We start from the raw sequence: 24,274 nt of genomic DNA, 5'->3' as shown, positions 1-24,274 counted from the left end.
AATTAGTTAACTTTCCATTTCATGAACCAGCGTTCATTGAATGTGAGTCCTATTTTAAGGACAAAACGGTTTTCAGACAACATGCCGGCCACCGAAGGGTTGACTTTGATGTACTGTCCGGTGATGTTCAATACGCTGTTTCGCTGGAACAGATACAACGGAAGTCCGAAACCGGCACTGATTCCGTATTCCGACGGTCCCTCATACTGTGGCAGTTTCAGGTAGGCCGTTGAATAATATCCTCCCACGCGGTATCTGATTCTCTTGAAGTAGTTTCTTCCTATCGGGTTCGGAGTAAATTCAGCTCCCGCTGCTATCTTTGAACGGTCCTTGTACAGTCCGGTCTGATTGTCGTATTTTACATCCGACCATTTCTGGAACGAATAATCCACTCCGGCAGTCAGGTTCTTTCCCCGGTTATAGGCTACACCCACTCCCAGTTTATGCGGTATTCCGTACGAATCCTCTATTGTCGTTTCGTTGCTGGCCGAATAGTTCTGGTTGTCGGTTACCTGTATGCCCTTTGTCTCCGTAGAGTTCAGGTTGTGTCCCAGTCCGTAAGTCACACCGAAGGTCAACTGGTCGGTCTTGCTCAGCGGCTGTGTATACTGGATACCGAAATCGGCTACGTAACTTCTTACATTAATCTTGTTGTAAATGTTCGTCTGGTCGCTGCTGGTGTTGAACCCGATGGCATTCTGATAACTGATGTTGCCATAGAGATAACCCGCATTGACACCGACTGACAGGTTCTTCAGTACCTTTACTCCCAGTCCGGCCGTAATCTGCTGCAGGCCTCCGTCGCCGTAAAAGACGCTGGTTGCCGTTACGTCCTCACGTCCTGCAACCGCTCTCGACTGGCTGAAGTTATAACCCACCGTAGAGAAGGGGGTAAAACTGATGGCCATACCTATTCTCGGATGCAGTCTGAACTGCATGGCAAGGTAGTCGAAACTGGAATTCTGGGCGCTGCTCTTTATCCCGTTTTCCTGAAAGTTCGAACGCTTCAGGCTCATGCCCGCATCGAACATGAAAGACAGCGAATCGACAGAAGTGAATGAAGCCGGGTTCATCACATTGATATGTCCGCTGTTCCGTATTCCGTATCCGATACCGCCCATTGCGGCATTGTATGCGAATCCCTGATCCGACAATTCGCCCAGACCGTATCTTGTATAAGGAGAGTTAGAGCTTGATTGTGCAGCTGCCGTGGCAGATACCGCTATCATCAGTGCGCTCACAAGTACTTTGTTACTTAACATTATAATCCAATATTCTGTTTAAACCTTTCAATACTAAAAATCTGTCTGCAAATATGATACTTTTTAAGTTTGTATCAAAAGAAAATTTGTCTCCGCCAGTTAAAAAAACCAAAAGGTCCGGATATTTCTTCTTCATAAGGGTAATATAGCCGGTTATTTCGAATTCCATTCCTTTGATGACTCCGGCGCGGATAGCCGTTTCCGTACTGTATCCGAAGTCCGGAAGGTCTCCTCCTTTCTCAATCAGCGGAAGCTTGTCGCAGCAGGCGTTCAGGGCCTTGAAGCGGGTATATATTCCGGGGGAAATGTTGCCGCCCCAGTAATTCCCTTCTGCATCCAGGAATTCGTAGGTGAGGGCAGTCCCGGCATCAATCACCAGCAGGTTCTTGTGGGGGCATATGCTGTGGGCACCTACCACCGCAGCCAGGCGGTCCATTCCTAATGTCTCGGGTGTCTTGTATCTGTTCTGTATCGGAATCGGAGTCTTATGGGTCAGTTCCATGATGGGAATGTCAAGCGCCGAAAGCTGTTTGCGTATCGTATTGCTCAAGGTGATGACGGTTGCAATGATTCCCTGCGTGATGGGGTATTTGTGGCAAAGTATCTTCAGGCAATCCAGCGAGTGGTTCGAGCCTCGCAAAACCTCCATTACTTCTCCCTTATCATTGAATACGGCAAGTTTGGCCACCGTATTTCCTATGTCGATTATTAAGTTCACTTTCTTGTTTTTGTTTTTCTGGTTGCAAAGTAACGCAAAAAATAAATAGAAACAAATCATAATGTGGGATTTTATTAGATGGTGTCAATAATTCGCACTATTTTTGTGCCCGGATTAATGACAAATGGGTTTTGGAAAAAACGGCATGCCCTGCACTTTTTGCAGAAGTATGCGGATGTAAATAATCAAGTATATATATTTATGTGGAAAAATAAGCTTTTGGTGTGCATGCTCTCCCTGCTGCTGGGGTGGAATCTGCCGGCAACCGGACAGGACAGTATCCGTTTCAGTCTGCTGACCTGCGCTCCCGGACCGGAGATTTATGCGTTGTTCGGACATACGGCCATCCGTTATGAGAATTTCGACCGCAAGATTGACCTGGTGTTCAACTATGGCATGTTCAGTTTCAATACTCCGAACTTCATCATGCGGTTTGTGAAGGGAGAGACCGATTATCAGCTGGGCATTGTTCCTTTCAGGTATTTCGAGGCGGAATATGCCTTGCGCGGCTCCGACGTGTATCAGCAGGAGCTGAACCTGACACAGACGGAGAAGGAGGACTTGCTGCACAGACTCGAAAGAAACTATTTGCCGGAAAACCGGACCTACCGTTATAATTACTTCTATGACAACTGTACGACACGTGCCCGCGACCGCATCGAACAGAGCATTGCAGGGCAGGTGGTCTATGGAGACAGTCTGAACGGACGTACGTACCGGAGTGTGGTGCACGAGTTCACTTCCGGAGCGGAGTGGAGCGAATTCGGCATCGACCTCTGTCTGGGAAAGGAAGCCGATGAGGAGATTACCCAGCGTCAGCAGATGTTCTCTCCGTTTTACATGAAGCATTATGCGTCTCAGGCGCGTATTGTCGATGCCGAAGGGAAGACCCGTCCGCTGGTGCTTGCCGAAACAAAGATTGTACAGGGAGAGCCGGTAGAGGAGGTTCCTGAGTTTCCGCTTTCACCGATGGCATGCGCTTCCCTGTTTCTGTTGCTCTGTGTGCTGATGGCATGGGGCCAGTGGAAGACGGCAAAGGCCTACTGGGGGTGGACGGCCTTCCTGCTCCTGTCGCAGGGGGTGGCAGGCTGCATCATTGCCTTCCTGTTTTTCTTCTCCATACACCCCACTGTGGGTTCGAACTGGATGCTGATGTGGCTCAATCCGCTGCCATTATGCTATCTTCCGGTCCTGGTGTATCGGGAGATAAAGGGGAAAAAAGATTACTATCACTGGGTAAATCTGGTATATTTAACACTTTTTATAGCTATTGTCCCGCTTTGTGGGCAAAAAATTAATTTAACAGTATTACCTTTGGCCCTCGGTTTGCTGGTTAACTCGGCGGCCTATGTATTAGTTTGGAAAAAGAAACAATGAAAGAACGCATACTCACATCCCTGATTACCGCTTTTGTGCTCGCCAATCTGCAGGCACAAAACGCGTCGCCTGTGCCTAAATTGGTGGTGGGGCTGACCATTGACCAGTTGCGCGCCGACTACATCGAGGCATTTACGGCTTTGTATGGGGAGAGAGGCTTCAAGCGTCTGTTCAAGGAAGGCCGCGTGTACTGCAATGCGGAATACGATTTCAATCATCTGGACCATTCTTCTTCCGTGGCTTCCATCTATACCGGAACCACTCCCTATTACAACGGGGTAGTGGGTAATTACTGGATGGACCGCAATACGCTGCGCCTGGTGAAGGCTGTGGATGACCCTGCCTATATGGGTATCTATACCACGGAGAGTACTTCTCCGCAGCACCTGCTGGTGTCTACCTTGTCGGACGAGCTGATGGCAGCCAGTCAGGGTACGGCACATGTATATTCCATCGCTCCGATGCGTGAGATGGCGGTGTTTGCGGCCGGACATGTGGCTAAAGGAGTATTCTGGCTGAATGATGCGACCGGCAAGTGGGCGGGTTCGACCTATTACGGGGATTTTCCGGAATGGGTGACTTCCTACAATGACCGTGACGGACTGGATTTCCGTATTTCGGATATGACATGGGAACCGTATCTGCCGGTATCTTCGTACCGTTACATCACTTCGGCTGTCAAGCAGCTGACCTTCAAGCATCATTTCTTTGATGAACGTGCAGAGAAATACAAGAAATTCAAGACCAGTCCGTATGTGAACGACGAGGTCAACCGCCTGGTGGCCGAATGTCTGAACCGTACCGATATCGGACGTGACTGGACTCCGGATATGCTGGCATTGTCGTATTATGCCGGAAACTACGACCATAAGTCGACCGGCGAGTATGCCATGGAAATCCAGGACATGTATGTCCGTCTGGACAACAGCATCGGCGACCTGCTGGACCTTATCGACCGTAAGGTGGGGCTCGGAAATACGCTCTTCTTCATTACTTCAACCGGATTTCATGATCCGGAGCCTAAGGATGCGGATGTGTACAAGATTCCGGGCGGAGAGTTTCATATCAAGCGGTGCGGGGCCTTGCTGAATATGTACCTGATGGCCATCTACGGTCCGGGACAGTACGTGGAAAACTACTATGACCGTCATATCTACCTGAATCACAAGCTGATTGAGGAAAAGAAAATCAATCTTACGGAAATATTGAACCGCTCTTCCGACTTTATCGTTCAGATGAGCGGAGTGCGTTCTGTCTATTCTTCCCAGCGGTTGCTCCTGGGAGCCTGGACCCCTCGTATCGATAAAATCCGTAATTCTTTCAGTCCAAGCCGTTCGGGCGACATCTATGTAGAGGTCATGCCGGGATGGACGGTGGTGGACGAATATTCACAGACTGCAAAAGTGGTACGCGACAATTACGTATCCACTCCTCTCATATTCTTCGGCTTTAACGTGAAGCCGGAAACACTGTATGTGCCCGTAAAAATATCTACCGTGGCTCCTACAGTCGCTCATTTTATGCGTATCCGGGCGCCCAATGCGGCGAGTACAGCCCCTCTTATCGGAATTCGCAAGTAATTTACAGGTAAGTTTTAAGAGATAATCGGTAAACTTGGTTATCTTTGCAACAGTTTGGCAAGGCAAGAAGTGTCCGTTGCCGGCTGAGGACATGCAGCATGTGGAAGATTCCGTCATACTGCAGGTCGGGATTATAGTAACATGAATAATAATAAAAACAACAATATACAATGGGATTTAATGAATTTATAAGCAAACTTTTCGGGAACAAGGCTTCACGCGATATGAAGGAAATTCAGCCGTGGGTGAACAAGGTAAAAGAAGTGTATCCTGAAATTGCAAAGCTGAGTCACGATGAACTGCGTGCGAAAACGGAAGAACTGAAGAAATACATCCGTGAGTCGGCAGTAGAAGAGAACCGTAAAATTGAGGAACTGAAAGCGACCATCGAGTCTACGGATCTGGAAAAGCGTGAACCGATTTTCGCTCAGATCGATAAACTCGAAAAAGAGGTGCTGGACAAGTATGAAAAGGCATTGAACTATGTACTGCCTACTGCCTTTGCGATTGTAAAGGATACCGGCCGGCGCTTTGCAGAGAACGAGGAACTGGAGGTAACGGCAACGGATATGGACCGTCAGCTGGCTGCCATGGGAAAGGACTTCGTACGGATTGAAGGTGACAAGGCTATCTGGAAAAACCATTGGGTAGCGGGTGGCAACGACATGAAGTGGAGCATGGTACACTATGATGTACAGTTGTTCGGTGGTGTCGTTCTGCACCAGGGTAAGATTGCGGAAATGGCAACCGGTGAAGGTAAGACTTTGGTGGCTACCTTGCCTGTGTTCCTGAACGCACTTACTGGAAACGGTGTGCACGTGGTAACCGTGAACGATTACCTGGCTAAGCGTGACTCGGAATGGATGGGCCCGCTTTATATGTTCCATGGCTTGAGTGTAGACTGTATCGATAAGCATCAGCCGAACTCTGAAGCTCGTCGCCGGGCTTATATGGCCGATATTACTTTCGGTACCAACAACGAATTCGGTTTCGACTACTTGCGTGACAACATGGCCATCAGTCCGAAAGACCTGGTACAGCGCAAGCATAACTATGCGATTGTCGATGAGGTCGACTCTGTATTGATTGACGATGCCCGTACTCCGCTGATCATTTCAGGTCCGGTGCCAAAGGGCGACCAGCAGTTGTTCGAAGTACTCCGTCCGCTGGTAGAACGTCTGGTAGAAGCACAGCGCCGTCTGGCTACTCAGTACCTGACCGATGCCAAGCGTCTGATTGCTTCGGATAAGAAGGAAGATGTGGAAGCCGGATTCCTGGCCCTGTTCCGCAGCCACAAGGCACTGCCGAAGAACAAGCCGCTGATCAAGTTCCTGAGTGAACCGGGTATCAAGGCAGGTATGCTCAAGACGGAGGAAATCTACATGGAGCAGAACAACAAGCGTATGCCTGAGGCAGTAGAACCGCTGTATTTCGTGATCGATGAAAAACTGAAGAGCGTAGACCTGACCGACAAGGGTGTGGACCTGATTACGGGTAACTCACAGGATCCGACATTGTTTGTGTTGCCGGATATCGCTTCTCAGCTTTCTGCACTGGAAAATGAAACCGGATTGAGCGACGAAGAGAAACTGGCCAAGAAGGATGAACTGATGACCAACTATGCAGTGAAGTCGGAACGTGTACACACCATCAACCAGTTGCTGAAGGCATATACGATGTTTGAAAAAGATACCGACTATGTGGTAATGGACGGTCAGGTGAAGATCGTGGACGAACAGACCGGTCGTATCATGGACGGACGCCGCTGGAGCGACGGCTTGCACCAGGCAGTAGAAGCGAAGGAAGGTGTGAAGGTAGAGGCTGCGACACAGACTTTCGCAACCATTACGCTTCAGAATTACTTCCGTATGTACCACAAGCTTTCGGGTATGACAGGTACGGCTGAGACAGAAGCCGGTGAATTCTGGGACATCTACAAACTGGATGTAGTAGTGATTCCGACCAACCGTCCGATTGCACGTATCGATATGAACGACCGTGTGTACAAGACCAAGCGTGAAAAATATAAGGCAGTCATCGAAGAAGTTGAAAAGATGGTTGCTGCCGGACGTCCGGTACTGGTAGGTACAACTTCGGTTGAAATCTCTGAAACTTTGAGTAAGATGCTTACCTTGCGTAAGATCCAGCATAATGTACTGAATGCCAAACTGCACCAGAAAGAAGCTGACATCGTGGCTAAGGCCGGTCAGAGCAGTACGGTAACCATTGCTACCAACATGGCAGGTCGTGGTACCGATATCAAACTGAGTGATGAGGTGAAGGCTGCAGGTGGTCTGGCTATCATCGGTACGGAACGTCACGAATCTCGCCGTGTAGACCGTCAGTTGCGTGGTCGTGCCGGTCGTCAGGGTGACCCGGGTTCTTCTGTATTCTTCGTGTCTCTGGAAGACGACCTGATGCGTCTGTTTGCTTCCGACCGTATCGCCAACTATATGGACAAACTGGGATTCAAGGAAGGTGAGATGATTGAACACAGCATGATTTCCAAGTCCATCGAGCGTGCTCAGAAGAAGGTGGAAGAAAACAACTTCGGTATCCGTAAGCGTCTGTTGGAATACGATGACGTGATGAACAAGCAGCGTACGGTAGTTTACACGAAACGTCGTCATGCGCTGATGGGAGAACGTATCGGTATGGATATCGCAGATATGATCTGGGACCGTTGTGCCAATGCAGTTGAGCAGCCGACTTACGAAGATGCCAAGATGGAAGTACTTCAGACACTGGCAATGGAAATTCCGTTTAATGAAGACGATTTCCGCAACAAGAAGCGTGAGACTCTGGCAGAAATGACTTTCGAATCGGCTATGGCTCTCTTCAAGCGCAAGACTGAACGTATGGCTCAGATTGCCAATCCGGTGATTAAGCAGGTTTACGAGGCACAGGGACATATGTATGAAAATATCATGATTCCGATTACAGACGGCAAGCGTATGTACAACATCTCAGTCAACCTGAAGGAGGCATACGAAACTGAGTCCAAGGCTATCGTGAAGGCCTTCGAAAAAGCTATCCTGCTGCATACGATTGACGATGCATGGAAAGAAAACCTGCGTGAGCTGGATGAACTGAAACACTCTGTACAGAATGCCAGCTACGAGCAGAAAGATCCGCTGTTGATCTTTAAGCTGGAATCGGTGAACCTGTTCGACAACATGGTCAACAAGATCAACAACAGTACCATCTCTGTACTGATGCGCGGACAGATCCCGGTACAGGAACCGGAACAGGTACGCGAGGCAGCTCCCGAACCGGCAGCTCCCCGTCAGCAGTACCGCGAAGAGAAAGCCGATCTGAACGATCCTTCTCAGCAGCAGGCTGCAGGCCGTGATACGCGTGAAGCAAAGCAGGAACCGTATCGTGCGGAAAAGACTGTAGGACGCAATGATCCTTGTCCTTGCGGCAGCGGCTTGAAATACAAGAACTGTCACGGTCGCGACAAAGAATAAGTCGGCGACTGAATTTCTTATCAATCTCCTTCCAGATCCTTCAAGAGGGTTTGGAGGGAGATTTTTCTTTTAGGGGAGAGGGGAAATAAGTCAGTATCGGGCTGTCCGGTAATTTTCCATAATTTATCTGATATTTGGTTAGCTTTCTTGAAAATATATGGCGCTGTAAGTAAAACGGGACTGATATTTCACAAAAATCATTACCTTTGTTGGTAATCAAAGAAGAGTTATGAAAGCATATGTATTTTGTTTTGCGGTATGGATGGGGGTACTGACCTCCTGCACTTCGCTGGAAGTTCTTTCATTCGACCAGCTGAATCCGACTAAGATTAGTTATCCGGAATCCATCAGTCATGTAGCGGTAGTCAATAATATGCCGGAGACTCCGGAGTACAGAAAACCGGGAATCATTACACTGGGTGACCTGGACGCTCCGGGTAAGAAATCGGCGGAAATGCTGGCAGGGGCCCTGGCAGACTCCAAGTATTTCGATCAGGTGATGATTTGTGATTCGGTGGTGCATCCGGCAAACGGGGCTGCATCGTTCTCACAGCCGGAGGTCGCGCGACTGGCGGAAGGGCTGGATGCCGATCTGATTTTTTCGCTTGACCGGGTGTCGGTGCATACCCGTAAGGAGGAAGTCTATTATCCGGGCCTGGCTGCTCCCTGGCCGGTGCTGCGCATGCAGGTAAAGTCGGTGGCCAGTGTGTATGTGCCTTCCCGTATGGCTCCGGTACAGGTCTTGTCAGTGGCCGACAGTGCCGACTATGACATTCAGATGCTTTCATCGGACAAACAACTGCTGGAAGAAGGAACCCGGATGGCTGTAGCCGGTCTGTGCCGTCAGATGGTTCCATATTGGACTACGGCTGACCGTCTTTATTATAACGGAGGTACGGTGGAGATGCGTGATGCGGGTGTGTATGTGAAGGAGCACAACTGGGAACAGGCCTGTGAGCAGTGGAAGTTGTTGTACGACCGGTCAAAAGCCAAGGGCATGAAATTCCGTGCAGCCTTCAACCTGGCTTTGGGAAATGAGATGCTGGGAGACTTGCAGGAGGCACTGAACTGGTTGAAAAAATCCCGGGCCCTGATTGACACAGGCAGTGACGAAGAGCGCATCGTAAAGTTTTATGAATCTCAGCTGGAACAGCGGACCAGGGACTTGATGTATCTGAACACGCAAATGGGCCGTTTTCAAAACAAATTTTAGGATTATAGCTTGTAGGAATGATTTTTTTTGTACATTTGAAGTAACAAAAAAATAAAATAGCATGATGAATATAAGTGAAAATTCACGCTCTTCCATTCAGACGGCATTGAGAGAAGCTCTTTGCGGATTCGTGTCAGGAGATGAACGTTCCGTAGTGACTGATATTCACTTGCTGCCTAAGTCAGACAGTGGTGAACTCATTATCTTTGATGACGATGACCAGGAATTGGCGCGTACGATTATTGATGAATGGGTAAATTATGAGAGTGATGAATTCTATACCGAAGTGGAAGGGGTTCTCCGTTCTGAAATTGAAACGTTGAGAGAAGGAGGAATGTTGGACAAGGTATGTCTGCTGAAGCCTTACTCTTTTGTATTGGTGGATGACGACAAGGAGACGGTGTCAGAACTGATGTTGGTAGACGATGAGGATACATTGCTGCTGGACGGAGAACTTCTGAAAGGTTTGGATCAGGAATTGGATGATTTCCTGAAAAATCTGTTGGAAAAGGAATAATCGGCTATTGGGAGATTAAGATAAAGCGGAAGTCTATAAGCATCTTGGGAGGTGTTTATAGACTTCTGTTGTTTTCAGATAAATTATTGCAGCAGAATTATGGGTGAGCGAATAGTTTTCCGTAAAAACGACCGTTTGCATACGGTCAATCCGCGTTGGAGGGGGAATCCGACTGCCGGCGGGCGTTTCTTTAACCGTCAGCATCGCTGGAAGCCGGGGGTAGGCAGTGTGCTGAAATGGCGTTTTTCTCCGAATCCCCAGCGGAAGGAGAAAAAAATGATCAAATGGAATCCGCAGGTGCATTTCCTGCATTCGCTGGATCATGTGGTAGGAAATTCACTGATCTGGCTGGGACATAATTCTTTTTTCCTTCAGTTGGGAGGAAAGCGTTTCATGATCGATCCGGTTTTCGACAGTATTCCTTTTGTCCGCCGGCGCAGCCGTTTTCCGGCCAATGTCTCGGCGTTTCAGCAGATTGACTACCTGCTGATCAGTCACGATCATTTTGACCATCTGGACAAACCGAGTGTGGCACGTCTGGTGGAAATGAATCCTCAGATGAAACTCTTCTGTGGAATCGGAACCGGGGCACTGATCAAGGGCTGGTTCCCGTCGATGGAGGTGATTGAGGCTGCGTGGTACCAGCAGTGGAAGGACGAGGGACTGTCGCTGACTTTTCTTCCTGCCCAGCATTGGAGCAAGCGCGGGGTGAGCGACGGAGGAGAGCGTCTGTGGGGAGCGTTCATGATTGAGGCCGATGGAATAACCATCTATAACAGTGGGGATACGGGCTATGCGCATCATTTCTCGGAGTTGCCGGAGATGTTTCCGCACATCGACTATTGCATGGTGGGAATCGGTGCCTACAAACCCCGCTGGTTCATGAAGCCGAATCACATTTCTCCGTATGATGCGCTGACGGCTTCGGCAGACATGCATGCGCATGTAACGATTCCGATGCATTATGGAACTTTTGACTTGTCGGATGAACCCTTGTTCGATCCGCCGCATGTATTTGCCGCTGAGGCGAAGAAGCGGGGAATGGAGATACTGATGCCCGAATTGGGAGAAATCGTCAAACTGAAGCACCAGCGTTGAGTAATGCCGGCCGGAAGATGTGACAAATGAATGATTTTTCTTGTGTCCCTGTCCGGGAAATATACAGAAAACAAAAGAGCTGCAATCGTAAGATACGGTTGCAGCTCTTAATGTTATTGGATGTGATTGCTTATTTCTTCAAGGCAGCAATACTTTCTTTCAGGGCAGCGATCTTAGTCTCTGCATCCGATTGTTTCTTGCGTTCCATCTCGATGACGTTGGCCGGAGCCTTGCTGACGAATTTCTCGTTGCTGAGTTTTTTCAATACGCTCTGCAAGAATCCTTCCTGATATTTCAGGTCGGCTTCCAGTTTCTTCAGCTCTTCTTCTACGTCAATCAGGTTGCCCAACGGAATGAAATATTCTGTGGTTCTGACCATGAAGGAAGCGGCTCCTTCCGGTTTGCTGGTTACCACAGTTACATTCGACAGGTTGCCCATTTTCTTGATGATTTCCGCATAAGCCATCAGACTGGTGTCTTCACCCAGGACGAACATTTCCAGCACTTCTTTCTGTGCGATGTTCTTCTGCAGGCGGATGTTACGGATACCTGAGATGACTTCCTTCAGCTGTTCGAATACATTGCACAGTTCAGTAGCAGCTGCCAGATCGCAGTCGTCGTACTTCTCAATCTGTGCTGTCATGATGCTCTCACCTTCCTTGCGGTCGTAAATGTGCTGCCACAACTCTTCTGTAATGAACGGCATGAACGGATGCAGCTGACGCAGCAGTACATCGAAGAAATGCAGGGTAGCTTCGTAAGTCTTCCGGTCGATAGGCTGTCCGTAAGCCGGTTTCACCATTTCCAGGTACCAGCTTGAGAATTCATCCCAGAACAACTTGTAAACCAGCATCAGGGCTTCGCTCAGACGGTATTTGCTGAACAGGTCGCTGATTTCGGCAGATACTTTAACCAGCAGGCTTTCGAACCATTTGACAGCCATTTCGGCATAAGCCGGCTGTTCGATATCGGCTACCTGCCATCCTTTCACCAGACGGAAAGCATTCCAGATCTTGTTGTTGAAGTTTCTTCCCTGTTCGCACAGCGCGTCGTCAAACAGGATGTCGTTTCCGGCAGGAGCGGCCAGCATCATACCCATACGTACACCGTCGGCTCCGTACTGGTCGATCAGATCCAGCGGGTCAGGTGAGTTACCGAGTGACTTGGACATCTTGCGTCCGATCTTGTCGCGTACGATACCTGTGAAGTATACGTTCTTGAACGGCATGTCGCCCATGTATTCGTATCCGGCCATGATCATGCGGGCTACCCAGAAGAAGATGATATCCGGTCCGGTTACCAGGTCGGCAGTCGGATAGTAATACTTCAGTTCTTCATTGTTTTCCGGATGGTTGATACCGTCGAACAGTGAGATAGGCCACAGCCATGAAGAGAACCAGGTATCCAGACAGTCGTCGTCCTGACGCAGGTCGCTTACCTTCAGGTCCTTGTTTCCGGTCTTTTCCTGAGCCAGTTTCAGGGCTTCTTCTGCAGTTTCGGCAACTACAAATCCGCCTTCCGGAAGGAAGTATGCCGGAATACGGTGTCCCCACCACAACTGACGGCTGATACACCAGTCCTTGATGTTCTCCATCCAGTGACGGTAGGTGTTCTTGTATTTGGCCGGATAGAACTTCAGTTCATCGTTCATTACCGGAGGAAGAGCCATGTCGGCAAAATGCTGCATGCGCAGGAACCACTGCATAGACAGTTTCGGTTCGATGGCTACGTTGGTACGTTCTGAGAATCCTACCTTGTTGGTATAGGCTTCTACTTTTTCAAGCAGGCCGGCTGCAGCCAGGTCCTTTTCAATCTGTTCACGTACATCAAAACGGTCCATTCCTACGTACATGCCGGCAGCCTCACTGATGGTACCGTTGTCGTTGAAGATATCAATGCTTTGCAGGTTGTATTTTTCTCCCAGCATATAGTCGTTTACATCGTGGGCCGGAGTCACCTTCAGACAGCCGGTACCGAATTCGATGTCTACATATTCGTCTTCAATTACCGGGATGACACGGTTTACCAGCGGAACAATGACCTTCTTGCCCTTCAGCCATTCGTTCTTCGGGTCGTTCGGGTTGATACACATGGCAGTATCTCCCATGATGGTTTCCGGACGGGTAGTGGCAACTACAGCGTAGCGTCCTTCGGCATCTCCCTCTACTTTATAGCGCAGGTAATACAACTTGCTGTGCTCTTCCTTGTAAATTACTTCTTCGTCACTCAGCGCTGTCAGGGCTTTCGGGTCCCAGTTTACCATACGTACGCCACGGTAGATGAGACCTTTGTTGTACAGGTCAACAAACACCTTGATAACGCTCTTGCTGCGTGTCTCGTCCATGGTAAACGCTGTACGGTCCCAGTCGCACGATGCTCCCAGACGACGCAACTGCTTCAGAATGATGCCTCCGTGTTCTTCTGTCCATGCCCAGGCATGTTTCAGGAATTCTTCGCGGGTCAGGTCGGTTTTCTTGATGCCCTGTTGAGCCAGTTTGTTGACAACCTTAGCTTCGGTTGCGATAGATGCATGGTCTGTACCCGGTACCCAGCAGGCATTTTTTCCTGTCATACGGGCACGACGTACCAGAATATCCTGAATGGTATTGTTTAGCATGTGTCCCATGTGGAGCACTCCGGTCACGTTTGGCGGCGGAATGACGACGGTGTAAGGTTCACGTCCGTCAGGTTTAGAACTGAAAAGTTTGTTGTCCAGCCAATACTGGTACCATTTTCCCTCCACGTCAGCGGGGTTATACTTACTTGCTAATTCCATTTTATTATAACTTGTTTAAATATGATTCTTTAATGAAATATTGGATGCAAAAATATAGAAAAACGGTGGAATAACCGAATAAAAAGTAGATAATGAGCACAGTCTGAATCGAAAATTAGTATTTTGTGCAAATCTGCCTCGTTTTTTGACTGCCTTTTCGTATATTTGGATGGGAAAAATAAAGACAAAAATCCGGCTTTTATAGGGGAAGCCGTTAACATTATCTACATAATCTACATATCCATGAAAACGAAATCGATTTTTTTAGCGGGCGCTTTGTGTCTGGCAGCTCTTTCCGTACAGGCTGATGTCTCCGAAATAGACAGCCTGAAGCTTGAACTGTCTTCTCTTCGGCAGAAAGGGGGAGACTCGCGTAAAATGCTGGAGATATATCAGAATCTCAGCAGTATTTATGAAACCTTGAACTGGGACTCATCTTCTTATTATCTGGAAAAGGGAATGGAATTGTATCCGGAACCCGATTTTACGGATAAGGCCTATCTTTATCTGTTCAATACTGCGGCTACTCATGACTATGTAACCGGAGATTTTGACAAGGCCAAATCGAAATATTTTCAGCTGTTGTGTCATCTTCCGCGACTTGAGGAGCGGGATTACGAGTTTGAAGCGGCCGTACATATGGGACTTGGGGTGGTTTACAGGAAACTGGGAATGGGGGATTCAACCTTATACTATTATAACCTGGCTACAGATCTGGCGAAGAAAGCAGGTGACTTGAGCACGTTGTCTTCCATTTATTATAATATAGGTGCGATGTTTCATGCAGACGGCAGATACGAAGAGTCGCTTACGAACGGTAAGCTGTAGGCTCAGTATGCAGCCGAGGCGAACGACTGGTCTACCGAACAGTATGCACGGATTCTGATTGGTTCGGCATATGCCCGGCTGAAGAAGTTTCCGGAATCGGCTGCGGTGTTGAGGGAGAACGTGGAGAATGCCATTGCCGAAAACCAGCCTTTGCTGGCCATGAGTTCACTGAGTCCGCTGCTGAGTACATATCAGTTGTGGGGCAAGAAGGATTCGGCACGTCTCTACTTGCAGAAGGGAGAACAGTTGTATGCCAGTATTCCTCCCGGAAGTCCTACGGCACTGGAGTTTATGGGGGTTCAGGCCAGTCTGCTCAACTGGATGGGAGATTACCGGAAAAGCCTGGAGTTGCTGCTGACACATAAGGAAATGGTGGCACAGATATCTTATGAGCCGTACCATATTCTTCTGGCCCGGAATTATGAGGGTTTGCAGAATTACAAGGAGGCCTTCCGTCATCTTCAGGATGCATATGCGTACAGGGATTCTGTCAGGAACGTGGAGCGGAATCAGGAAATGTCGGAACTGAGTGCCAAACTGGATTTGAGTGCCAAGGAACTGAAGATTTCTCGGCTTGAAAAAGAACAGGTTGAACAGAATGCGCAGAAACTGAGGCTGACGATTTATCTGGGACTCTCTGTCTTTCTCCTGCTGGCGGGATTCTTTGTCTGGCAGCACAAGCGCAGGTTATGGAAAAAGGAGTCGGAACTGGTATCTGTCAGGCGGTATATCGAAGGACTGGAGAACGAGCGAAAACGCATTGCGAAAGACTTGCACGACGGGGTGTGCAGTGATTTGCTGGGGGCCAGTATGCAACTGGAAAGAAGTGGCCTGGACGCTTCGGTAAAGCAGAAGATTATCGGCATGCTGGATGAAATCCGTAACGGGGTAAGGACGTTGTCGCACGAAATGATGCCCCCAGATTTTCAGTTGACTGACCTGGATGAAATGTTGTCTTATTATTTTGCCAAGATAGAAAAACAGGCAGGACTGCAGGTGCATTATCTGTCACAGACCCAGCACGGATGGCATACGATAGCGGAGGAAGTGAGTTATGAGATTTACCGTATCGTACAGGAGTTGTGCAGCAATGCCCTGAAGCATGGAACTGCTTCTGAAATTTTTGTGGAAATGAGCGAAGGAGACCGGATGCTGAAGTTGACATTCTCTTATGCCGGGGAATGGAAGAACGCAGGATCGGAAGTTTCCGGGGGCATCGGTCTGCGCACGATGGAAGACCGCCTGAAAATGATTCATGGACGATATGAACTGAATACTGAAAAAGAAATATCTGTCAGTGTGTGGGTAGATTTGTGTGCATCGGAGAAAAAATAGGAGAAAATCACGGTTTTCGGTGAAGGTGCTTTCATTAAAACTGTTTTCCTTTGTAAAAACTAAAAGAGACTGACAGGTTGAGAGAAGGATTTTTATTCCGGAGTAGATGTCTGACTAAACAAGAAGATTGAATGGGTGATAAAAAGGCTACAGTTTTATTGACTGATAATCATGCCTTGATTTTGCAAGGTCTTCAATCTGTCATTGCAAAAATGCCAGAGATAGGAAAGGTATGTATTGCTTCGTCTGGAAATGAAGTGCTTTCAATGCATGGACTGCAAAGTTTTGATTTATATTTTTTGGATGTTGAACTTCCAGAGATGGAGAATCTTACCCTATTGAGGCAAATTCGCCGGTCATATCCGTCAGCACGTATTATTGTGAGTATGATGCATGGAGAACCTTGGGTAATTAAGGAAGCTTTGCAGTTGGATTTGAATGGAGTTGTTCTTAAATCTGGTGATGTTTCTGAACTGACGAAAGCAGTGAGAGTAGTGTTACAGGGAGGCAGATACTTTTCTCAGAAGTTTGAGGAATTTGAATTGCGGTTGAGTAAAAGAAAGAAGGGTATGACCGAGTGCAGTACGTGGCTAACGCAGCGGGAGAAAGACGTACTGAGGGAAATAGCGGCTGGCATGCAGACTCGGGAAATTGCGGAGCGTTTGCACGTGTCGGTTAATACAGTCGAGTCGCACCGGAAGAGTCTTATGTTGAAGCTTGAAGCTCGAAATGCCGTAGAGCTGGTTGTGAAAGCAATTCGGATGAGGTTGGTTCAAGTTTGAAGTGTAATGTGTACTTCTTCGGCAAAAACGGAGGAAGGCAATAAAACTTGTATGGGTAATCTTATGGGAATTTTTGTTCCCTGAAATTGATGATGACTGTTTGGCTCGAGAATAAAAAACATTTTTGCATATTGTACGATGATGAATATAAGAACGATTCTATTAGTATTAGTTTCCATCCTTCTTTCATGCAAGGCAGATATGGATCCTGTATCTTCTCCGGATACATCTTCTTCTGGTGGCTCTTATCAATCCGGCAATTTACCGGATAATATTTATTGGTATTCAACTGATAATATAGTTCCTTTGCTAACCGGAAGTCTTCATGATTTTAAAAATGGTAATGTTCAGAGTTCATGTTTAGTAGAAGATACTGTCTATTATATTTTTGACTTTAAGCCAGCATGTCATATTTCTAAAATTATCGGAGGTGCCAATCGTAAGGCGTTTCAAAAAGCAACTGCTGAGGCTTTTCAGTCTGTTGAGTTTCAAGAAAGGAACAAAGATGGAGTACTTTTCACTTATTATGCTTTCGGACAATATAATGTGACAGATTCCTCCGCAACAGAGTATATTCGTTCTTTCTACGAGAAGAACAAAAGTTCATATCCGTATAAAACGATATTTTTTGCAGAGTATTATATATCTCCTTTCTGTTCGTATATTCCTCAAAAATACTTTCCGGAAAACCAGTCAGATAGGCGAGTGTATGTACAGACTATTTATTGGGGAAGATGGGCTCAACTTATTATAGAATCTGATTTGCCTCCTCTGTCAGTCACTGAGGCTTATCTGGAGAGACTGATGAAGGAGGATTCGGAAAAGTGGAATGAAGTAATTGTCAATGGTAATTTCTTTGTAAACGGCATCAGTCTTAGTCATCATGAAAAGGCTTTAGATGCGTTTTTCAGCCAAATGAATGCGTCCGACCGCATACTTCCAATATTTTTCTCTGTCGATTATTATTGAAAGCAGAAAAGTAATCTGAAGGAAAATCCTTTTCACAGGAGTATTTTTCAGAAGGCTCTATAGGTAGAAAAGCCGTCAACCGATTTGTGCTGTGTTCTGCAAAATCGGTTGATGGCTTTTCTTAAGGATAATTTTCACCAGTTAAGTGTAATGGGGTGAGTACTGATAAATCCGTAGCTGCACTTATAGCGGAACAACCCGGTACTCATCCAGCATTCTGCGTACTTTCGGCTTTTCAAATGACGATTCAAAACATTTCACAATCTGTTCATCGTTCTGACGGTCAGCAATTACAGGAACCAGTATCCGGAGCATTGCCCACCGGTCATCATCCCAGTCGAATAAGTGCAACAGACGGGTACATTGGGCACAAGTGAAACTGACAAGTTTTACCTTCTTCCTCACCAATGACAATTGTTCATCCTTGAACATCTTGCCCTTTACCTGCGCATAGAAACGTTCAAAACTGCCGGAGTCCATTACCGGGAGCAACGGGTCCGAATCAGCGGCCTGTTCCAATAATCTTCTTGCTTCTTTCTTTGCACTGTCAAAGGTCATCTGTTTCGTAAGCAAATCTCCATTGTATTTATCAACGATTGTGGGAGCCAGTATCCTTAAAAACTCCAGTTTTTCATCATCCCACTGCAGCAGGGCTAACAACCGGGCACATTGGGCACAGGTAAATCTTCCGTAGACCGCCTCGCGCCTCAATCGTTCCAGTTGCTCGTCCTTAAAAGGAGCGTTTTTAATGTCTCTGTACAAGTCCTCAAAACGACGGTCAGCTTCCGATACGGAAGGAGGACATATGGCGATGAACGGTGGTGTGGGGCGACCGCCAACCATCACATCCTGCCGGCGCTCCGATTCCGGAAACGAATCGTATGCCACAACCCGCTTGCCTGAAAAATCAATCACGACCGTCACCGGAGAGTTTTGCCAATAATAAGCATTACGGTATTCCCATTGCTCGACTCCAGACTCCGATCGTTTAAAATCAGGCGTGCCAAGTAAGGCAGTTACCTGTTCCGGAGTCATTCCTTCCTTAATCTTTGAAGCAGCTTCCTGCTTGCTTCCATACGACAACAAACTACAACTATTCATTGAAAGGAATAATATTGTCATCGCCAGCATCATTTTCTTTTTCATAATCTGTCTGTCCTTTTCGTTCACATACTTCGTTGCAAATGTCTTGCGGCTGCAATCCTGCCCGCCATATTCAAATGCTAAACAAAGGTAGCGTAAAAAACAGCTATTTTCCTCATAAATCAACTATTTCTGAGAAGGGGTTTCCCTAAATGTAATAGGGATTTCCGCAACTGTAAGGGGCTGCGTGATCTATCTCCCACTTCTTTCTTTTTCGCTTGGGCAATGTCAGTTAACATTAACCCTGTAAAAATCTCGTATAAAATAATGCATCTTCTGCTCTTTATCTCTTTTATTTTTTCTAACTTTGTTCAGACAAAGAATGGAAGAACCTGCAATTCTTCCGTTCTTCACAATAGGCATTTATTGTAAACTTAATTAATCGATCAATTACACCATGAAAAACAACCGTTATCGCTTCTCACTGCTGGCAGGAGCCCTCCTGTCATTGTCGGCTGCCATACTTCCGGCCGCTGCGGCAGACATCAAGGTCAATTCCAGGATGAGTTATTATACCTCGGAAAAAGAGGCTGAAATCATGATTTATCTGCCCGAAGGAACCGGAAAGGCACTTTTAGACCAGACAAGCTATCCTTTGCACCAGGGAGTCAATCTGCTGAGTGTGAATATGCAACACCTGCAACCCGGTAACAACGAACGGTCGGTAACCGTGGATTACCAGGGGAAAAGCCAGGAATATAAAGTCAACCTGCTCCGGCTGGCTCCATCAGACAACGAAGTAAAGATTGATTACTCTACCGGAGGACTTCAGGTAGACGGTTATCCTTTCTTGCCGACAGGATTTTACTCCAGTCTGCAGGGGCACAACTATCCCTTTCTGAAAAGTGAGGTCACCCAATGTATCAACCTGTATTCTCCATATCACAATATTGAACCCGAGAACCACGATGCCCGGATGAAATACCTGGATCTCTGTGCCCAGCTCGGCATCAAGGTAAACTACAATGTGTCCGGACTGTCTGCAATCAAGGGAGGCAGCAATACCCACAGTACGGCCAGCGAAGAAGAACGCTTCCGCCTGCTTCGTGAAGAAATCATGCGGGTAAAAGACCATCCGGCCATCCTGTCGTATTACATTGCGGATGAACCCGACGGACAGGGAGTCAGTCCCGAGAGTCTGGAAAGGGCTTACAACCTGATTCACGAGGTCGATCCGTATCACCCGATATCTGTGGTCATCATCAGTTCCCTTCCTGCAAGGCGCTATGAGCATACATACGATATTCTTATGGCCGACCCATATCCTATACCTAACGCACCTGCGGCCGAAGCACCACGGATGATTCAGGAGATTTACGATCAGATGCGTTATGAGAAAGCCGTCTGGCTCGTTCCTCAAGTTTTTGGAGGAGGAGAAATCTGGACCCGCGAACCCAGTGCCCGTGAAGTACGTGCCATGTGTTACGGCAGTATCCTGGCAGGTGCCAGAGGCATTCAGGGTTTCCATCGTATGCCCGATTCCGGTTCTCCGCTGTTATGGAACGGATTCAAGGAGGTCGCAGTAGAACTTCAGCAGATTGCGCCCTACCTGTATGACGCTCAGTCTTGTGAGATTCCGACCGGCAGCGAGCAGGTGAAGGCACGCGTATACCGTCATAACGGCAAACTGCTGGTGGTGGCTCAGAACATGGAAAACCGTCCTTGCAATGTTCAGCTGACCCTTCCTGAAGCGGCTCCTCAATCCTGTACGGCACGTGTTATTTTTGAGAACCGTGAACTGACAGCCGATGGAAGACTGCTCAAGGATATGCTCCCAGCCTTCGGTACCGGAGTGTATAAAATTACCCTGGAAGAGCCAGTTTCCAAAGTGGTTCGTGGCAACCTGATGGTGAATCCAAGCTTTGAGGAATCTGCCGAAGCTGGAGAAGTTACCGGAGGATCTGGCGGTGCCGGGGGAAATGGAGCGACTTTGCTTCCGGATATCCGGATGGCTTTTGACGGGGAAACCTCTCTGCGCCTGACCAATCCTTATCCGAATGCCGGAGCCAGCCGGGGACTTTTCCCGATTGACAATGAGTCTGACCGGACTTATATCCTTTCTGTATGGGCAAAGGCCGATCGCCGTTCGCTGAAGCAACATCAGGAAAAAGGAGAGAAAATGCAGTTCAGACTGGCTTTAGGTTCTTTGGGAGAGCAGACCTTCGAACTGACCGATGAATGGAAACGCTACGAACTGGTGTGCAAGCCGAAAGAATACAAGCGTACCCATCATGGAGGAGCTGCCGGCTCCATTACCTTGCTCAGTGCCGGTACTGCATGGTTCGACCTTGTGCAGATTACTCCGGAAATTCATATACAGGCCGACCGGACTCCGGACAGACATGGCTTCAATGTATCGATGGACTGCTACCTGCAGGGTGGGGAAATCCATTATACAACTGACGGCAGTGAACCGACTCTTTCTTCTACCAAATACGAGAAACCTTTTGAAGTGCGCAGCGTGCAGGAAATCAAGGCTCGGGTATTTGTTGCAGAAAAGGCTTATCCGGTTCTCACTAAAAAAATTGCCGCACATAAGGCCCTTGATGCCAAGGTGATTTACCAGCAGCCTTATCATCCAAAATACAACGCCGGAGGAGACGGTGCAATGACCGACGGTATCTTTGCTCCGATGAATGCGCAGGCCCCTCTCTGGCACGGATACTTCAAAAATGACATGGATGTAATTGTCGACCTGAAGGAAGAGCAGAAAATACGTAAGGTGGAATTGGGATTCATGCAGTCACTGACGGCCTGGGTCATGCCACCGAAAATGCTGGAAGTCTGGATTTCTTCTGATGGAGAAAATTACCGCAAGGCCGGAAAAATCAATTACGGAGAAGCCAGAAAAGGTGCCGGAGAATACGATTATATCCGTATCCCGTTTGTCATTGACAAAATCAACAAGAAGGCACGGTACATACGTATCAAGGCAACTCATCCGCAAACACTTCCGTCCTGGCATCATGTCATGGGAGAATCGTGGATGTTTATTGATGAAATTGTAGTGGAATAAGATTGCTGAAGAGAACCCATAAGAATTCCTCCTGCCTCTCGCCGAGTTGTCAGAATACTGTAAGGCGAGGCAGGAGGATTTTTTTTGGTTATGCCGCTGACTTTCATCTTTCGTCTTCGAGTCTCATCCTTCCAAAGAACTCCTTGTGATTTTTAACAGACAGTAAGGATATCTCATTTTTTATATCTATCTTTGCATCAAATTAGGCGACATGTGACTAGTCCGTAATGTGTTATATGCATTAACGTGGTCCCAGAGAGATTCTTTGAACGAATTTAAAATTAGAATTACATATATTTTAGAATGAAAAATATCCGAAATTTCTGTATTATAGCCCATATCGACCATGGTAAGTCTACTTTGGCGGACCGTTTGCTGGAGTATACTCAGACGGTGAAAGTGACCGAAGGACAGATGCTTGATGATATGGATCTGGAACGTGAGCGCGGTATTACGATTAAGAGCCATGCCATCCAGATGGAATATAATTATAAGGGAGAAAAATACATCCTGAACTTGATTGACACTCCGGGGCACGTGGACTTTTCTTATGAAGTATCCCGCTCCATTGCGGCCTGCGAAGGCGCATTGCTGGTGGTGGATGCGTCTCAGGGAGTACAGGCTCAGACCATATCCAACCTTTATATGGCATTGGAACACGATCTGGAAATCATTCCGGTCATGAACAAATGTGATATGGCCAGTGCAATGCCCGAAGAAGTGGAGGATGAAATCATCAATCTGCTGGGCTGCAAGCGGGAAGACATTATCCGTGCTTCGGGAAAGACCGGCATGGGTGTGGAAGATATTCTGCAGGCGGTAGTAGAGCGCATTCCGCATCCCGTTGGGGATGAGTCGGCTCCATTGCAGGCGCTGATTTTCGACTCGGTATTCAACTCCTTCCGCGGAATCATTGCTTATTTCAAGGTAGTAAACGGAGTCATTCGGAAAGGAGACAAGGTGAAGTTCTTCAATACCGGTAAGGAATACGATGCCGATGAAGTCGGAGTATTGAAGATGGATATGATTCCTCGTGACGAGTTGCGTACGGGTGACGTAGGATATATTATTTCGGGCATCAAGACCTCGAAGGAAGTGAAGGTGGGAGATACCATTACGCACATTGCCCGTCCTTGCGACAAGGCAATCGAAGGATTCGAAGAAGTGAAGCCGATGGTCTTTGCGGGAGTTTATCCGATAGAGGCCGAGGATTATGAGAACCTGCGTGCTTCGTTGGAAAAACTGCAGTTGAACGATGCCTCGTTGACTTTCCAGCCGGAGTCGTCTTTGGCTTTGGGATTCGGTTTCCGCTGCGGCTTCCTTGGGTTGCTCCATATGGAAATCGTGCAGGAACGTCTCGACCGCGAGTTTGACATGAACGTCATTACCACTGTGCCCAACGTATCGTATATGATTTACGACAAGCAGGGTGGGGTACAGGAAGTGCATAACCCGGGCGGAATGCCTGATCCTACGCTGATTGACCATATCGAAGAGCCGTTCATTGATGCGTCCATCATTACCACTACCGATTATATCGGTCCGATCATGACACTGTGTCTGGGTAAGCGTGGAGAACTGGTACGCCAGGATTATATTTCGGGAAACCGTGTGGAACTGCATTACAAGATGCCGCTTGGGGAAATCGTAATAGATTTCTATGATAAGCTGAAGAGTATTTCAAAAGGATATGCTTCATTCGACTATCATCAGTCGGGCTTCCGTCCGTCGAAGTTGGTGAAACTCGATATTCTGCTGAACGGTGAATCGGTCGATGCCTTGTCTACACTGACACATTTCGATAATGCCTATGACCTGGGACGCCGGATGTGTGAGAAGTTGAAGGAACTGATTCCGCGCCAGCAGTTTGAAATTGCCATTCAGGCGGCCATCGGAGCAAAGATTATTGCCCGTGAGACCATCAAGGCTGTCCGTAAGGATGTGACTGCAAAATGTTACGGTGGTGACGTAAGCCGTAAGCGTAAGTTGCTCGAAAAGCAGAAGAAAGGAAAGAAACGTATGAAACAGATCGGTACGGTAGAAGTTCCTCAGAAGGCTTTCCTTGCAGTATTGAAACTGGATTAATGAAGATTGAGGAAGGAAGAATCCTTCGGAATACATATGAAAAGGAGCTATTGCGGTGTGCAGTAGCTCCTTTTTCTGTAGGTGATGCTCAGTGTCTTTCCCAGG

The 24,274-nt window shown here is 47.6% G+C and carries 16 protein-coding genes; 12 read left to right on the top strand and 4 right to left on the bottom strand.

Annotation, left to right across the window (positions count from 1 at the left end; translation table 11 throughout):
- Positions 1-2: 2 nt before the first annotated feature.
- Complete coding sequence (locus H3001_RS08400) at positions 3-1,262, bottom strand: hypothetical protein (protein WP_178244640.1); 1,260 nt, start codon at positions 1,260-1,262, stop codon at positions 3-5.
- Positions 1,252-1,980 (bottom strand): type III pantothenate kinase, encoded by a 729-nt coding sequence (locus H3001_RS08395; RefSeq protein ID WP_178244641.1) that lies wholly within the window; start codon positions 1,978-1,980, stop codon positions 1,252-1,254. The genes H3001_RS08400 and H3001_RS08395 overlap by 11 nt, the downstream gene beginning before the upstream one ends.
- A 201-nt stretch (positions 1,981-2,181) precedes the next feature.
- Between H3001_RS08395 and lnb the strand changes: the two genes are divergently transcribed.
- The 6 genes from lnb (at position 2,182) to H3001_RS08365 (ending at position 11,235) form a co-directional block, all read left to right on the top strand.
- Positions 2,182-3,357, top strand: a complete 1,176-nt coding sequence (gene lnb, locus H3001_RS08390; protein WP_394367799.1) for a lipoprotein N-acyltransferase Lnb — start codon at positions 2,182-2,184, stop codon at positions 3,355-3,357.
- The gene (locus H3001_RS08385) at positions 3,354-4,937 is read left to right on the top strand and encodes an alkaline phosphatase family protein (protein ID WP_181214682.1); all 1,584 of its coding nucleotides are present in this window, start codon (positions 3,354-3,356) and stop codon (positions 4,935-4,937) included. Before lnb ends, H3001_RS08385 begins: the two co-directional genes overlap by 4 nt.
- Positions 4,938-5,107: 170 nt before the next feature.
- Positions 5,108-8,407 (top strand): preprotein translocase subunit SecA, encoded by a 3,300-nt coding sequence (gene secA / locus H3001_RS08380; protein WP_181214681.1) that lies wholly within the window; start codon positions 5,108-5,110, stop codon positions 8,405-8,407.
- Between the two features lie 229 nt (positions 8,408-8,636).
- Positions 8,637-9,620: a DUF6340 family protein gene (locus tag H3001_RS08375; protein WP_181214680.1), complete on the top strand. Its 984-nt coding sequence runs from the start codon at positions 8,637-8,639 to the stop codon at positions 9,618-9,620.
- A gap of 64 nt (positions 9,621-9,684) precedes the next feature.
- Positions 9,685-10,137 (top strand): hypothetical protein, encoded by a 453-nt coding sequence (locus H3001_RS08370; protein ID WP_181214689.1) that lies wholly within the window; start codon positions 9,685-9,687, stop codon positions 10,135-10,137.
- A gap of 99 nt (positions 10,138-10,236) precedes the next feature.
- Positions 10,237-11,235 carry an MBL fold metallo-hydrolase gene (locus H3001_RS08365; protein ID WP_181214679.1) on the top strand — a complete coding sequence of 333 codons (999 nt, stop codon included), beginning with the start codon at positions 10,237-10,239 and terminating at the stop codon, positions 11,233-11,235.
- 130 nt (positions 11,236-11,365) lie between these two features.
- Here H3001_RS08365 and H3001_RS08360 read toward each other — a convergent pair whose 3' ends face one another.
- Positions 11,366-14,011 carry a valine--tRNA ligase gene (locus H3001_RS08360; protein ID WP_178244646.1) on the bottom strand — a complete coding sequence of 882 codons (2,646 nt, stop codon included), beginning with the start codon at positions 14,009-14,011 and terminating at the stop codon, positions 11,366-11,368.
- 243 nt (positions 14,012-14,254) lie between these two features.
- On the opposite strand from H3001_RS08360, the gene H3001_RS08355 reads away from it, so the two are divergent.
- From H3001_RS08355 to H3001_RS08340, 4 genes are all read left to right on the top strand, one after another.
- A complete protein-coding gene (locus tag H3001_RS08355; protein ID WP_181214678.1) occupies positions 14,255-14,839 on the top strand; it encodes a tetratricopeptide repeat protein in 585 nt (194 codons plus the stop codon).
- A gap of 105 nt (positions 14,840-14,944) precedes the next feature.
- Positions 14,945-16,174, top strand: a complete 1,230-nt coding sequence (locus tag H3001_RS08350; protein ID WP_181214677.1) for an ATP-binding protein — start codon at positions 14,945-14,947, stop codon at positions 16,172-16,174.
- Between the two features lie 131 nt (positions 16,175-16,305).
- Positions 16,306-16,956, top strand: a complete 651-nt coding sequence (locus H3001_RS08345) for a response regulator (RefSeq protein WP_178244648.1) — start codon at positions 16,306-16,308, stop codon at positions 16,954-16,956.
- A 138-nt stretch (positions 16,957-17,094) separates the two neighbouring features.
- On the top strand, positions 17,095-17,925 hold the full coding sequence (locus tag H3001_RS08340) for a hypothetical protein (RefSeq protein ID WP_181214676.1): 831 nt from the start codon (positions 17,095-17,097) through the stop codon (positions 17,923-17,925).
- Between the two features lie 183 nt (positions 17,926-18,108).
- Here the strand turns inward: H3001_RS08340 and H3001_RS08335 are convergent, their stop codons facing one another.
- Complete coding sequence (locus H3001_RS08335; protein ID WP_178244650.1) at positions 18,109-19,071, bottom strand: DUF4476 domain-containing protein; 963 nt, start codon at positions 19,069-19,071, stop codon at positions 18,109-18,111.
- A 394-nt stretch (positions 19,072-19,465) separates the two neighbouring features.
- Here H3001_RS08335 and H3001_RS08330 point away from each other — a divergent pair, with 394 nt between their 5' ends.
- Both H3001_RS08330 and lepA read left to right on the top strand, forming a co-directional pair.
- Positions 19,466-22,084, top strand: coding sequence for an FN3 associated domain-containing protein (locus H3001_RS08330; RefSeq protein ID WP_181214675.1), 2,619 nt, complete (start codon positions 19,466-19,468; stop codon positions 22,082-22,084).
- Positions 22,085-22,387: 303 nt separating this feature from the next.
- Entirely contained in the window at positions 22,388-24,169 is a 1,782-nt protein-coding gene (gene lepA, locus H3001_RS08325) for a translation elongation factor 4 (protein WP_181214674.1), read from the top strand.
- The last annotated feature ends 105 nt before the right edge of the window (positions 24,170-24,274 follow it).

Source organism: Phocaeicola faecicola, from assembly GCF_013618865.1.
In the GTDB taxonomy this organism is placed as follows: domain Bacteria; phylum Bacteroidota; class Bacteroidia; order Bacteroidales; family Bacteroidaceae; genus Phocaeicola; species Phocaeicola faecicola.
The sequence above is the reverse complement of the archived record's forward strand: the minus strand, read 5'-3'. Positions and strand labels throughout refer to the sequence as shown.